Origin of the sequence: Bacteroides sp. AM41-16, assembly GCF_003603495.1 — a bacterium.
Taxonomy (GTDB): domain Bacteria; phylum Bacteroidota; class Bacteroidia; order Bacteroidales; family Bacteroidaceae; genus Bacteroides; species Bacteroides uniformis.
The window spans coordinates 81,495-95,198 of the sequence record NZ_QTNE01000005.1 but is presented as its reverse complement, the minus strand read 5'-3'; the positions used below and the strand labels follow the sequence as shown (position 1 = coordinate 95,198).

At 48.1% G+C, this 13,704-nt stretch carries 12 protein-coding genes; 10 read left to right on the top strand and 2 right to left on the bottom strand.

Annotation, left to right across the window (positions count from 1 at the left end; all coding sequences use genetic code 11):
- Positions 1–2: 2 nt before the first annotated feature.
- Entirely contained in the window at positions 3–1,277 is a 1,275-nt protein-coding gene (locus DW896_RS06600) for an efflux RND transporter periplasmic adaptor subunit (RefSeq protein WP_009036815.1), read from the bottom strand.
- 303 nt (positions 1,278–1,580) lie between these two features.
- Here DW896_RS06600 and DW896_RS06595 point away from each other — a divergent pair, with 303 nt between their 5' ends.
- From DW896_RS06595 to DW896_RS06585, 3 genes are read left to right on the top strand one after another with little or no spacing between them, the layout of a single operon-like run.
- Entirely contained in the window at positions 1,581–1,850 is a 270-nt protein-coding gene (locus DW896_RS06595; RefSeq protein ID WP_005826660.1) for a hypothetical protein, read from the top strand.
- A 1-nt stretch (position 1,851) separates the two neighbouring features.
- A complete protein-coding gene (locus DW896_RS06590) occupies positions 1,852–2,406 on the top strand; it encodes a 1-acyl-sn-glycerol-3-phosphate acyltransferase (protein WP_005826663.1) in 555 nt (184 codons plus the stop codon).
- Between the two features lie 22 nt (positions 2,407–2,428).
- On the top strand, positions 2,429–3,235 hold the full coding sequence (locus DW896_RS06585; RefSeq protein WP_009036814.1) for an amidohydrolase: 807 nt from the start codon (positions 2,429–2,431) through the stop codon (positions 3,233–3,235).
- Here DW896_RS06585 and DW896_RS06580 read toward each other — a convergent pair.
- Positions 3,207–3,908, bottom strand: coding sequence for an SIMPL domain-containing protein (locus DW896_RS06580; RefSeq protein WP_009036813.1), 702 nt, complete (start codon positions 3,906–3,908; stop codon positions 3,207–3,209). The two genes, DW896_RS06585 and DW896_RS06580, sit on opposite strands and share 29 nt — an antisense overlap.
- Positions 3,909–4,405: 497 nt before the next feature.
- Between DW896_RS06580 and DW896_RS06575 the strand changes: the two genes are divergently transcribed.
- From DW896_RS06575 to DW896_RS06545, 7 genes are all read left to right on the top strand, one after another.
- Positions 4,406–6,397 carry a glucosamine-6-phosphate deaminase gene (locus DW896_RS06575; RefSeq protein ID WP_005826674.1) on the top strand — a complete coding sequence of 664 codons (1,992 nt, stop codon included), beginning with the start codon at positions 4,406–4,408 and terminating at the stop codon, positions 6,395–6,397.
- Positions 6,398–6,566: 169 nt separating this feature from the next.
- Positions 6,567–7,445 (top strand): DUF4886 domain-containing protein, encoded by an 879-nt coding sequence (locus tag DW896_RS06570; protein ID WP_009036812.1) that lies wholly within the window; start codon positions 6,567–6,569, stop codon positions 7,443–7,445.
- Positions 7,446–7,593: 148 nt separating this feature from the next.
- The gene (locus tag DW896_RS06565; protein ID WP_009036811.1) at positions 7,594–10,524 is read left to right on the top strand and encodes a xanthan lyase; all 2,931 of its coding nucleotides are present in this window, start codon (positions 7,594–7,596) and stop codon (positions 10,522–10,524) included.
- A 116-nt stretch (positions 10,525–10,640) separates the two neighbouring features.
- Complete coding sequence (locus tag DW896_RS06560) at positions 10,641–10,955, top strand: hypothetical protein (protein WP_009036810.1); 315 nt, start codon at positions 10,641–10,643, stop codon at positions 10,953–10,955.
- Entirely contained in the window at positions 10,956–11,174 is a 219-nt protein-coding gene (locus DW896_RS06555; RefSeq protein ID WP_005826683.1) for a sulfurtransferase TusA family protein, read from the top strand.
- Positions 11,171–13,009 (top strand): YgiQ family radical SAM protein, encoded by a 1,839-nt coding sequence (locus tag DW896_RS06550; RefSeq protein WP_009036809.1) that lies wholly within the window; start codon positions 11,171–11,173, stop codon positions 13,007–13,009. Before DW896_RS06555 ends, DW896_RS06550 begins: the two co-directional genes overlap by 4 nt.
- 35 nt (positions 13,010–13,044) lie before the next feature.
- Entirely contained in the window at positions 13,045–13,689 is a 645-nt protein-coding gene (locus DW896_RS06545) for a hypothetical protein (protein ID WP_005826687.1), read from the top strand.
- Positions 13,690–13,704: the final 15 nt, after the last annotated feature.

Sequence of the window (13,704 nt, the reverse complement as noted above, 5' to 3'; positions counted from 1 at the left end):
CATTACTTTGAAGGGTTGTTGTCCTTTGATTTATTCTCAGTCGGAGTAGTCTGCTTCGTTTCGGAAACAACCTGCTTGTTCAGAGAATCACTCGTCTGTTCTTCCTCCTTTTTAGGAACGGCAACCTGGGCACGTACTTTCATACCCGGAGTCAGCTTGTGGAAACCTTCCGTCACAATTTGTTCTCCGGCAGCCAGACCACGTTCAACCACCCAATTGTTGCCAAATTCAGGTCCCAACTCAATGAAACGCTTTTCAACCGTAGAGTCCCGGCGCATCACAAAAATATATGCACCACCTTTCTCAATGGTAACTGCCTTTTGAGGAACGGCGACAGCACCCTCACGTACATCCAGCAACAGCTTCACCTTTGTAAACTGCCCCGGCAACAACACTCTGTCAGGATTCGGCATTTCTGCACGTACGGAGAATGTTCCGGTCTGAGGGTCCACCTGAGGTTCGGCAAAATCCACATAGCCCTTATAAGGATAGACGGTATTATCCGCCAAAGTAATCGTAATGTTCGGCTGCCAGGAACGTGTAGAGTCCTGACGCCCTATATCGATATTCCGTTCCTTGCTTTTCAGGTAATCCAATGCCGTCATGCTGAAATCTACCAGAACCGTATCACTTTTCACAACCGTAGCCAGCAAGGACTTGCCTCCCGGTCCGACCAATGTTCCCAAATCCACATTTCTTTCACTGATATGTCCCGATAGCGGAGAACGGACCAACGTATATCCCAATTCCAATTCAGCCTGGTCCAAATCGGCCTGGCTCATCGCTACTGAGGCTTCTGCAGTCTCGTAAGCAGCCTGGGCATTGTCCAAATCCAGCTGGCTGGCAGCGTTCTGCGCATAGAGGGGGCGGATACGCTCCAAATCGCGCTTTGCCTTCAATGCCTGCGCTTCATCCTTCTTTAACTGTGCACGAGCTTTGTCAGCCTTTGCCCTATACTGGTCCTGGTTTATCACAAAAAGTACCTGGTTCTTGGTGACATATGTTCCTTCTGCGAAAAGCATATTCTCCAAATACCCTTCCACACGCGCACGTACCTCTACAAACTGCTGAGCGCGAATACGTCCCACGTACTCGCCATATATCTCCACATCTCCTTTTTCCGCAGATTCCACAATCACGGTAGGAGCTTCCGATTCCACCTTCTTAGGCCAAGTCAGAATAACGTAACCTGCCAACAATACCGCCATGCAGGCAACCATCATCAGCAACCTCTTCTTCTTTAGTTTCAATTCTTTTTTCGTAAAAGACTGTCTCATGCTTGTTTGTATATTAAATTTAACCCTGTTTCTTTCTATTAAAGCAAATCCGATGCCAATCTATCACCATCTCATCCATTACGTCTAACAAACTATATATCAAGCAGAAAAGCAGACGGCAGTTCTTTATTCATGGTGGCATCCTCCATTTTTCCCTGTGGAATGTGTCCACAGTTTGTGGAATAATTCCACAAAACTACTAAATTAAAAACACATAAAAACCCTTTTTTGCTCTACACTAACAAAGAAAAACATTATCTTTACCGAAAATAATTCAGATTATTCATTTTAAACGTAAAGATTATGGCAAGTAGAAAAGAACTAAAGAAGAATATAAACTATATTGCAGGTGAATTGTTCACAGAGTGTCTTGTAAACAGCTTATATGTGCCTGGAACAGACAAACAAAAAGCCGATGAACTGATGGCTGAAATTCTGAAAATGCAAGATGAATTCATAAGCCGCATCAGCCACACCGAGCCAGGAAATGTAAAAGGTTTCTACAAAAAACTTCGTGCTGACTTCAATGCAAAAGTAGACGAAATTATTGACGCAATGGGCAAACTGAAATAAGATGAAGAAAGCCTTTTATAGCTTCATTTATTATCGCCTGCTGGGCTGGAAGACAAACGTGACGGTGCCCGACTACGACAAATGTGTAATTTGTGCGGCACCCCATACTTCCAATTGGGACTTATTTATCGGTAAATTGTTTTATGGTGCCATCGGCCGCAAGACCAGTTTCATGATGAAAAAGGAATGGTTCTTTTTTCCTCTGGGACTGATATTCAAAGCCGTTGGCGGCATTCCGGTGAACCGGGGACGTAAATCTTCCTTAGTGGACCAAATGACCGAAAAGTTTGCAAACAGCAAGCATTTCCACCTGGCTATTACACCGGAAGGAACCCGTAAAGCCAATCCCAACTGGAAGAAAGGTTTTTATTACATAGCACTTAAAGCACAAGTGCCCATCATGCTTATCGGGATTGATTATCCTTCCAAGACCATCTCCTCTACCAAGGCTGTCATGCCTACCGGAGACATCGAAAAGGATATGCGCGAGATAAAACTGTACTTCAAGAACTTTAAAGGAAAAAATCCCGAAAATTTTGATTTAGGAAATATCTAATCAGGTATTAAGCATTAATGCCATGCGAATAAGCATCTTGCAAACAGACATCGTCTGGGAAAATAAACAAGAAAATCTCCGTCGTCTCCGCGAGAAGTTAGAAACTCTTCGTGGAACAACGGAGATTGTTGTTTTACCGGAAACATTCTCCACCGGCTTTAGTATGGACACCGCCAGCTTGGCCGAACCCACAACGGGAGAAACCATCGCAACACTGCGCCAATGGTCCGAAGAGTACCGGCTTGCTCTTGCCGGCAGCTATATTGCCTGCGAAACAGCCTCGGAAGGCGGAAAGCCATCCTACTACAACCGCGCATTCTTCCTTACGCCCGAAGGCAATGCTTACTATTACGACAAACGCCACCTCTTCCGGATGGGGCACGAGACAGAACATTTCACCCCCGGCAACCGGCGTCCCATCATCCGATATCGCGGCTGGAATATACTGCTGCTTGTATGCTATGACCTTCGTTTCCCGGTCTGGAGCCGCAATACGAGCAATGAATACGACCTCCTGATTTACGTCGCCAACTGGCCCATTCCCCGCCGGAAAGTCTGGGACATCCTGCTGCAAGCGCGCGCGCTGGAAAACATCAGTTATGTCTGCGGTGTCAACCGTATCGGCAAGGACGGCAGAGACATTCCACACAGCGGAGGCAGTGTGGTCTACTCTCCGAAGGGGGAAGTGCTTGCCACTGTGCCCGACAACGAAGAGGCGATTGCCACCGCCTCCCTCAACCTTTCCTCCCTGCAGGAGTTCAGGCTAAAGTTTCCCGCTTGGAAAGATGCGGACGAGTTCGTTATTTCTTCAAATAATAGTTCACAGTAGTCACTACACGTACGCTTTTTATATAAGGAGTATAGGCATCGCGGTCACTTATGGAGAACTGCCCTTGCGAGGCATTGCGGATTTTCCCCAGTTCACTGTCCGAATCCTTGGCAAACTTCTCGGCTGCAGCACGAGCGTTCTTCGTGGCCTCCTCTATCATTCTGGGCTTCACTTCGTTGAGACCGGTGAATTCATAAGACACATTATATTTATAATCCCCTCCCGTGATGGCAATACCCTGCTTCAAGAGTTCAGCCTGCCCCGACATGAGCTTACGCACCCTATCCACATTCTTGGAAGTGACAGTGATGACAGACGTGGCATTATAACGATAGGCCACGTTGCGGTCAACGTAACGTTCGGCCTGCATGTCAATCACTTCGGGCGGTGCAATACTGATTTCCTCCTTCTCAATACCGTTGTTTTCAAGGAAACTCACGACGGCAGTGTTTTTCTTCTCCATATTGGCATAAAGCAGTGCAGGGTCATTACCTATGTCTTTGTAGACAAGAGGCCAGACTACCTTGTCGGCAGGCACTTCCATTTCGGCCAGCCCTTTCACACTGACCACACGGTCCTTATTCACAAAATTGTTGATACCGCCTTTTACCATGATTCCCAACAAAAGCAGCCCCACGGCTATGATGGCTGCTTCTACTTTCCAGCTTTTCATACATTGATATTTTAGAGTTTATAAACACACACAAATATAACAAACCCAAACGACAAAAAGTGCGATGAATGGTCTATTTTTATATGATTATCCTCACTTATACCCCAAACGAACGAGACATTATACAAAATGCACCAAATCCTCTTTTTTAGAGTATTTAATGAAAATACCCAAAAGAAGGAGTACATCTTCTCCAAAAAGTACCTATTTTTGTCCTTCGAAACAATGTCAAAGCGACAACATGATTAATTTAATAATTCTAACCCCTAAATCCTATGTTGACCCAACGTAAAATCCATACTCACGGTGGCGGTTGGCCGTGACTTTATGGAATGACCGAAGACACTTTCCGTACAACCGTCAAAACCCATATGAGATATGGGACGACCAGTATTTCTTAATTAATCTTCAGCAATATGCGGATGAACATTGTTTTTCGTATATTTGTTGATTGAAAGAACAGTTCAATACTTAATCATTTATTAATAATAAATTTTATGAAAACCAATCTAAGCTCTCAAATCACTCTCAACAGAGTCTCCCCCAGGTACTATAGACCTGAGAATGCATTTGAACGGTCGGTATTGACCCGACTGGAAAAAATCCCGACAGATATTTATGAGTCTGCGGAAGAAGGCGCCAACCAGATTGCCCTTGACATTGCACAGTTAATCCGTGACAAGCAAAAGGCGGGACGTTTCTGTGTCTTGGCACTGGCAGGCGGTAACTCTCCGCGCAATGTATATGCAGACTTGGTACGTATGCACCAGGAAGAGGGATTAAGTTTCCGCAACGTAGTCATATTCAACCTCTACGAATATTATCCATTAGCTCCCAATGCCATCAACAGCAACTTCAACGCATTGAAGGAAATGCTGATAGACCATGTGGACATTGACAAACAGAATGTTTTCACCCCCGACAGCACCATCGCCAAAGACGCCATCTTTGAATATTGCCGTCTTTACGAGCAGCGCATTGAAAGTTTCGGTGGCTTAGACATCGCTTTGCTGGGCATTGGCCGTGTAGGTAATATAGGTTTCAATGAACCGGGTTCACGCCTGAACTCTACCACTCGTCTGATATTGCTGGACAACGACTCCCGCAATGAAGCTTCCAAGATGTTCGGTAGCATTGAAAATACCCCCATCAGCTCCATCACCATGGGAGTAGCCACCATCCTCTCGGCAAAGAAAATATATCTGCTGGCATGGGGTGAGGAGAAAGCGCAAAAGGTGAAAGAATGCGTTGAAGGTCCGGTAACAGATACTATCCCTGCATCTTATCTGCAGACTCACAACAATGCACATGTAGCTATCGACTTGTCTGCCGCCGCCAATTTGACGCGTATCCAACGCCCCTGGCTGGTAACCTCCTGCGAATGGAACGACAAGCTCATCCGCAGTGCCATCGTCTGGTTGTGCCAACTCACCGGAAAACCCATTCTGAAACTGACCAACAAGGACTACAACGAAAACGGTCTGAGCGAACTGCTGGCATTGTTCGGCTCAGCCTATAACGTGAACATCAAGATATTCAATGACCTGCAACATACCATCACCGGATGGCCGGGCGGCAAGCCGAATGCTGACGACACCTATCGTCCTGAGCGTGCAAAGCCCTATCCAAAACGTGTGGTCGTATTTTCTCCGCATCCCGATGATGACGTTATCTCCATGGGAGGCACCATCCGTCGTCTGGTAGAGCAGAAACATGACGTGCATGTGGCTTACGAAACTTCCGGTAACATTGCCGTAGGCGATGAAGAAGTTATCCGCTTCCTGCACTTCATCAACGGGTTCAACCAAATCTTCAACAACAGCGAAGACCAGGTCATCAATGACAAATATACTGAAATCCGTAAATACTTGAAGGAGAAGAAAGACGGTGACATGGATACACGCGACATCTTGACCATCAAGGGACTGATTCGCCGTGGCGAGGCACGCACTGCATGTACATACAATAATATCCCTCTGGATCACTGTCATTTCCTTGACCTGCCATTCTACGAAACGGGCAAGATACAGAAGAATCCTATCAGCGAAGCAGACGTGGAAATTGTACGCAACCTATTGCGTGAAGTGAAACCCCATCAGATTTTCGTTGCCGGCGACCTGGCCGACCCGCACGGCACACACCGTGTTTGTACGGACGCCGTATTTGCCGCCATTGACTTGGAAAAAGAAGAAGGTGCCAAATGGTTGAAGGAATGCCGCATCTGGATGTACCGCGGTGCATGGGCCGAATGGGAAATCGAAAACATCGAGATGGCTGTGCCCATCAGCCCGGAAGAACTGCGTGCCAAGCGTAACTCTATCCTGAAGCATCAATCGCAGATGGAAAGCGCACCGTTCCTGGGCAATGACGAACGTCTGTTCTGGCAACGCAGCGAGGACCGTAACCGCGGAACAGCTGCCTTGTATGACAGCCTCGGACTTGCTTCCTATGAGGCGATGGAAGCCTTTGTGGAATACATTCCGCTATAAACGGATAAAATATTAACAATAGGATGAGATGTATTGCTCCGGCAATGCATCTCATTTTTTCATGTCTCAGCCTTCTTATATTCCCAAGGAATATTTGCAGATATAAAAACAATCAAATAATTTTGTTACTTATTTATCGAAACGACAAAACTTAAAAACAAACACCATTATGAAAAAGTATGCTATCAACATCCTTGTCATTTTATTCCTACTCACGCCATTTACATTGTTTGCAAATGGATACCATGCCAATAACGACACCATCAAAGTATTGGCAATAGGCAACAGCTTTTCACAAGATGCAGTAGAGCAATATTTGCACGAACTGGGAGAAGCTGAAGGTATCACCATGATTATCGGCAATATGTTTATCGGAGGATGTTCACTGGAACGGCACGTGCAAAACATACGCAACAACGCTCCGGCCTATGCCTATCGCAAAGTAGAGAAAGACGGGGAAAAAACAGAAACCCGGTCAATGACTATTGAGAAAGCACTGGCCGATGAGAAATGGGACTATATCAGTGTTCAGCAGGCCAGCCCTTTGTCTGGTATCTATGACAGCTACAAAGCTTCCCTACCTGAATTGGTTAACTATATCAGGGAACGAATTGGAAAGGAAACCGTATTAATGGTGCACCAGACATGGGCTTATGCTACCAATGCCAACCACACCGGATTCAAAAACTATGACCAGAACCAAATGAAAATGTACACCAGCATTGTGGATGCAGTAAAGAAAGCCGCCAACCTGGTGGGTATCAAGAAAATTATCCCTTCGGGAACCGCCATACAAAATGCACGTACCTCCTTTATCGGCGACCATATGAATAGGGACGGATACCACCTTGACTTAACCATAGGCAGATATACAGCTGCCTGCACATGGTTTGAGGCATTGACCCATCAGAATGTAACAGAAAACCCATATTCTCCCGAAGGAATGGACCCAATCCATAAGAAAGCAGCTCAAATGGCTGCGCACAACGCCATCCTCTATCCGGACAAAGTTACGGAACTGACAGAACTGAAAAAGATTGCCGATTAATGCTTTTTAATTCTTAAGACTTACTTATATGTCTGCAAAATAATAAAAAGAAAGTAACCCGCTCATCAGTGAAGCTTTCTTTTATGTACTTTTGCACGCACCACCGTCTGGTAAAAGCAGATATTGGCAACTTCAATATTTCATCAGTATGAAAAAACTTATCCTAACCGGCATATGGCTCTTGTGTGGATTCCTCCTTCCGGCACAAGAACTAGAGCAGAATGTGGAAGAACGCCTCCAGACATTCTTTAGGGAATACACCACCCATACGGCCAACATCGGTACCTGCAAGCTGGATAGTTTCCGCATTGACTTCCGGAAGAAGAAATTGCTTGTCTATACAAACGAGCGCTTTGCCTACCAGCCTCTACGGCCTGAAACCGTTGATGCCATTTACCGCCATCTGGGACAAATCCTGCCAGGACCGGTGAACTATTTCGACCTCACCGTCTTTGCTGACGGGAAGAGCATCGAAGAGCTTATCCCCAACCTCTACCGGAAAGGGAAGAAAGACAAGGCACGTCTGTTCAGCCACCTGGAATACAAAGGTACCCCCTGGGTAACCCGTACCTCGCGCCCCTACGACATCACCCGCGGACTGGAAGGACGCCACATCGCCCTTTGGCAAAGCCACGGGAAATATTATATCAATGACAAGGACAAATGGGGATGGCAACGCCCGAGGCTGTTCTGCACTACAGAAGACCAGTTCACCCAATCCTTCATCCTGCCCTACCTCCTGCCCATGCTAGAGAATGCAGGAGCCAATGTATTCACTCCCCGCGAAAGGGACACGCAGAAGCAGGAAGTCATCGTAGACAATGACGGTAGCCTGAGCGGACATGGAGGACAAGGTTCCCTTTATCTGGACGTGAAAAGCCGGAAAGCACGTTGGGAACAGACCTCCCGACCCGGATTTGCCCAACGGAAACGAGTCTATCAAGACAATGAAAACCCTTTCCTCTCCGGCACGGCACGCTTTGCCAAAACTGAAAAGAAGAAAGACAAGGCTTTTGCCGAATGGGTACCCGATATTCCGGAAACGGGAGAATATGCTGTATACGTATCTTACCAAACACTGCCGGGCAGCGTAAGCGATGCCAAATATCTTGTATTTCACAATGGAGGCGTCACGGAGTTCAAGGTGAACCAGCAAATAGGAAGCGGCACATGGGTGTACCTCGGCACATTCACTTTTGACAAAGGCCGGAACGACTACGGCATGGTGGTATTGAGCAACGAAAGCAAAGAGAAAGGCGTGGTCTGTGCCGATGCCGTCCGCTTTGGAGGGGGCATGGGCAACATTGCCCGCGGGGGACAAACCAGCGGCTTGCCCAGATACCTGGAAGGCGCACGCTACTTTGCCCAATGGGCAGGTATGCCCTATCCCGTCTATGGAGGCTATGAGGGAAAGAATGATATGAACGACGACATCAACGTACGTTCCCGTACAGTGAATTACCTTGCAGGAAAATCACTATCCAACCCAACGGAAGAAGGTTTGGGCATCCCCTTTGAAATGAGTATGGCCCTGCATAGCGATGCCGGTTTCAGTAAGGAAGATGAGATTATAGGCACTCTCGGCATTTATACCACCAACTTCAACAACGGCCGACTGCATGCCGGTACAGACCGCCATGCCTCCCGTGACCTTTCGGACATTCTGCTAACGCAGTTGCAGCGTGATATCCGCTCTACCTTCAACGTAGACTGGACACGCCGCAGCCTATGGAACCGCAACTACAGTGAAACACGCCTGCCCGCCGTCCCTTCCACCATCGTAGAACTGTTGTCGCACCAGAACTTCGCAGATATGCGCTTGGGACATGACCCTAACTTCAAGTTCACCGTCGGGCGTGCGCTCTATAAAGCCATTCTGCAATACATATGCAGCCAGCACGGCAAAGACTACGTTGTCCAACCCCTTCCCGTCAGCCACTTTGCCATCCGCTTCGGTCAAAAGAAGAATACTTTAGAGCTTTCCTGGCAAGGAGAGGAAGACCCGTTGGAGCCGACTGCCAAGCCACGTGAATACATTGTATATACACGTATCGGTCGTGGAGGATTTGACAATGGCGTACGCGTCAGCTCCCCATCCCATACCGTAAAAATAGAACCGGGCATCGTCTATTCCTTTAAAGTAACCGCTGTAAACCGGGGTGGCGAAAGCTTCCCTTCGGAAATTCTTGCCGCCTACAAGGCAAAGCGTGAAAAAGGACAGATACTTATCGTCAACGGATTCGACCGCATCAGCGGGCCTGCCGTTATAGACACCCCCGATGCGGCAGGCTTCGACCTGTCACAAGATCCCGGCGTACCCTATCTCTATGACATCTCCCTCTGCGGCGCCCAGCAGAATTTCAGCCGAAAGGAAGCAGGACGACGTCTGGGAGAGAGCAGTGACGAATACGAAGGCATGAAAATCATCGGAAACACTTTCGATTACCCCTTCGTACATGGCAAAGCCATCCAGGCAGCCGGAAATTACAGCTTCGTCTCATGCAGCGACGAGGCTGTGGAAAAGGGCATCCTCTCATTGGAGGATTATCCGATAGTGGACTATATCCTCGGACTTGAGAAAGAAGACAATTCCAGCAATCCGGCACGCAATACCTACTACAAAACATTCTCCTCGCCCATGCAGCGCATACTGACTTCCTATTGCCAGTCGGGAGGTCATCTCCTGGTCAGCGGTGCCTACGTAGGCACCGATATGGACAGCTCGCAGGGCAATAAAGAATTTATTCAGAATATCTTGAAGTACCGGCATGGCAACTCTCTGAAAACAGACGGGGACAAAATCGCTGTCCGGGGACTGGGGCATACCTTCACCCTTCCCCGCCTGCCGAATGAGCAAAGCTATCCGGTCACTTCCCCTGATTGCATCCTGCCCATGTCTCCCGCTTTTCCAGTCATGACCTATGCCATCGGCAACACACCCGCCGCCGTAGCCTATCAAGGCAGTGATTATCGCACTTTTGTCATGGGATTCCCTTTTGAAAGCATCCGGGAAGAAACATCCAGAAATGTAATTATGGCATCCATACTCCGCTTTCTCACCACAGATTACACAGATTAACACAGACAAAATAGCAATCCCTATAAATAATCTGTGAAAATCTGTGTAATCTGTAGTGAAAAAACTATCTTTGCTTCCATTAATCATTAAACATTAACCACTAAACATTAAACATCATGTACACTATACAAGCCAACCCCAGCGGAACCCGTAGTTTAGAAGTTTCTGAAGAGAATCTTGCCACCATCGAGAAATACGGCCTCTTCCGCCATCTCATCGACAGCAACGGTATTGTGGACGAAACCGTGCTCGACAAGTTGAAACTGAACATCCGCTCCCTCATCGCCTCGCAAGAGGAAGACAGCAAAGACCTGCTCGACCTCTGTATCGACGTTATCTATCACAACAACATGAAGGCCTTCGGACTACAACAGCTCATCAAGCTCTATCTGCAATGGCTTTCCCAACAAGACACCATAGAAGAAGAATAAATGAAAACCATCGACACCTGCGGACAACAGCATTACAGCCCTTTAATCCCTGCCATCAAAGCCATGTGCGAGGCCGGAAAAGGCGAGAAGCTGGAAATCATCATGGACGACGCTGCTGCCTTCAATGACATGAAAGAGTATCTTTCCGAGCAGCAGATAGGCTTCCGTGAGATTTACGACGGAGAACGGATGACATTACAGTTTTTAATGTGCAAATGAAAGAATATCGCCTTACAGACTGGCTTCCTACTACCAAGAAAGAAGTGGAACTGCGTGGTTGGGACGAATTGGATGTAATACTTTTCAGCGGTGACGCCTACGTGGATCACCCTTCTTTTGGAGCCGCCGTCATAGGCCGCATCCTCGAAGCAGAAGGATTGCGCGTAGCCATCATCCCCCAACCCAACTGGCGCGACGACTTGCGCGACTTCAAAAAACTGGGACGTCCCCGTCTGTTCTTCGGCATCAGTCCCGGCTGTATGGATTCGATGGTCAACAAATATACTGCCAACAAACGCTTGCGCAGTGATGACGCCTATACCCCGGATGCACGTCCGGATATGCGTCCGGAGTACCCTTCCATTGTATATACCCAGATATTAAAGAAGCTATTCCCCGATGTCCCCGTCGTACTGGGCGGCATCGAGGCAAGCATGCGCCGCCTGACGCACTATGACTATTGGCAGGACCGTGTACGCCCCAGCATCCTCCTCGACAGCGGAGCCGACTCACTCATCTACGGTATGGGAGAGAAACCGGTGGTGGAACTTGCGGAAAGGCTGAAACGCCAACAGACACAGATGGACGCCCCAAGCTTCAAAAAGCTCATCGCCGATATTCCCCAAATGGTTTACCTTGACAAGGAAGTAGTGGTACAAGAAGGGGATATCACCCTCTTTTCCCATGAAGAATGTCTGAAAGATAAAAAGAAAGAAGCTGCCAACTTCCGTCATATCGAGGAGGAAAGCAACAAATATACAGCATCCCGCATCTTGCAAAAGAGCGGCAAGCTGACGGTAGTAGTCAATCCTCCCTATCCCCCTTTGACGGAAGCTGAACTCGACCGTTCTTTCGACTTGCCATACACGCGCCTGCCCCATCCCAAATACAAGGGAAAACGTATTCCGGCATACGACATGATAAAGTTCTCCGTCAACCTGCATCGCGGATGTTTCGGAGGATGTGCCTTCTGCACCATCTCCGCACACCAGGGCAAATTCATCGTAAGCCGCAGCAAGGAGAGCATTCTGAAAGAGGTGAAAGCCATCACGGAGCTGCCAGACTTCAAGGGTTATTTGAGCGATTTGGGAGGCCCGTCGGCCAATATGTACCGCATGAAGGGACGGGATGAGGCCGTCTGCAGGAAATGCAAACGCCCGTCGTGCATCTACCCCAAGGTATGCCCCAACCTGAATACGGACCACCGTCCGCTGCTCGACATCTATCATGCCGTAGATGCCCTGCCCGGCATCAAGAAGTCCTTCATTGGCAGCGGTATACGCTATGACCTGCTGCTGCACCAGAGCAAGGACCCGAACACTAACAAAAGTACGCAGGAATATACCCGCGAACTCATTGCCCGCCATGTCAGCGGTCGCCTGAAGGTAGCACCGGAGCATACGTCAGACCGCGTGCTCAACATCATGCGCAAGCCTCCGTTCAGCCAGTTCGGTGAGTTTAAGAAGATATTCGACAGGATTAACCATGAAGAAGGACTACGCCAGCAGCTTATTCCTTATTTCATCAGCAGCCATCCCGGATGCAAGGAGGAAGATATGGCGGAACTTGCCGTCATCACCAAGCGACTGGACTTCCATCTGGAGCAAGTGCAAGACTTTACCCCTACTCCCATGACCGTTGCCACCGAAGCATGGTACACGGGCTTCCATCCTTATACGCTGGAACCGGTATTCAGTGCCAAAACGCAGCGCGAGAAACTGGCTCAACGCCAATTCTTCTTCTGGTACAAACCCGAAGAGCGCAGGAACATCATAAACGAACTGCGCCGGATAGGACGGACGGATTTGATAGACAAGCTATACGGGAAACGATAAAAATACGATATTTCCAAGAAACTCACAGCAACTGCATGAAACGATTCCTCCTCCTCTGCCTATCCCTACTCCCCATTGGAGCGACAGGTCTGCTGGCACAAAGCGAATGCCTGCCGCAAAATTACAGTATCATCTTCGGTGGCGGTGTATCCTTACCTCATGTAGAGGGAAACCGTAATGACTTCTTCAGCAAGAATGGCAACCGGGTGGGATATGACCTGATGACAGAAGGCCGCTACTACATCACGCCCCTATTTGCCGCAGGACTTCAATATGACTATCTACGCATGGCACGCCTGCCGGATAAGGCACATCTGCACTGCATACGCCCCAACATCACATACCGGCCCTTGTGGAGCAACGGGAATCAAGGACTGTTCCTCTCGTTCGGCATCGGGTATATGAACTATCAGGAACGGACATATAAACGCGGTGAACGGAACGGACACCTTTTCCATAAAGGATATTGTGGAATAACTTTCGCAGCAGGCTATGAGTTCCGCATCAGCCGTAAACTCTCGGGTATGATTCGCTGTGATTTCCTGACAGCAGACTGGTTTGCCAACCCCGATGCACGACTTTATAACACAGACGGGTATGATGACGGAGTAGACCATAGCTGGTTCAAAAACAACATCACTTTCTTCAATTTGGGATTCGCCTTGCAGTTCGGACGTTAGTGGCAGGAGTGGCAA

Excerpts from the sequence above, each read along its gene's own strand:
- DW896_RS06600 (WP_009036815.1), bottom strand. The coding sequence starts at position 1,277 with ATGAGACAGTCTTTTACGAAAAAAGAATTGAAACTAAAGAAGAAGAGG.
- DW896_RS06595 (WP_005826660.1), top strand. The coding sequence starts at position 1,581 with ATGGCAAGTAGAAAAGAACTAAAGAAGAATATAAACTATATTGCAGGT.
- DW896_RS06590 (WP_005826663.1), top strand. The coding sequence starts at position 1,852 with ATGAAGAAAGCCTTTTATAGCTTCATTTATTATCGCCTGCTGGGCTGG.
- DW896_RS06585 (WP_009036814.1), top strand. The coding sequence starts at position 2,429 with ATGCGAATAAGCATCTTGCAAACAGACATCGTCTGGGAAAATAAACAA.
- DW896_RS06580 (WP_009036813.1), bottom strand. The coding sequence starts at position 3,908 with ATGAAAAGCTGGAAAGTAGAAGCAGCCATCATAGCCGTGGGGCTGCTT.
- DW896_RS06575 (WP_005826674.1), top strand. The coding sequence starts at position 4,406 with ATGAAAACCAATCTAAGCTCTCAAATCACTCTCAACAGAGTCTCCCCC.
- DW896_RS06570 (WP_009036812.1), top strand. The coding sequence starts at position 6,567 with ATGAAAAAGTATGCTATCAACATCCTTGTCATTTTATTCCTACTCACG.
- DW896_RS06565 (WP_009036811.1), top strand. The coding sequence starts at position 7,594 with ATGAAAAAACTTATCCTAACCGGCATATGGCTCTTGTGTGGATTCCTC.
- DW896_RS06560 (WP_009036810.1), top strand. The coding sequence starts at position 10,641 with ATGTACACTATACAAGCCAACCCCAGCGGAACCCGTAGTTTAGAAGTT.
- DW896_RS06555 (WP_005826683.1), top strand. The coding sequence starts at position 10,956 with ATGAAAACCATCGACACCTGCGGACAACAGCATTACAGCCCTTTAATC.
- DW896_RS06550 (WP_009036809.1), top strand. The coding sequence starts at position 11,171 with ATGAAAGAATATCGCCTTACAGACTGGCTTCCTACTACCAAGAAAGAA.
- DW896_RS06545 (WP_005826687.1), top strand. The coding sequence starts at position 13,045 with ATGAAACGATTCCTCCTCCTCTGCCTATCCCTACTCCCCATTGGAGCG.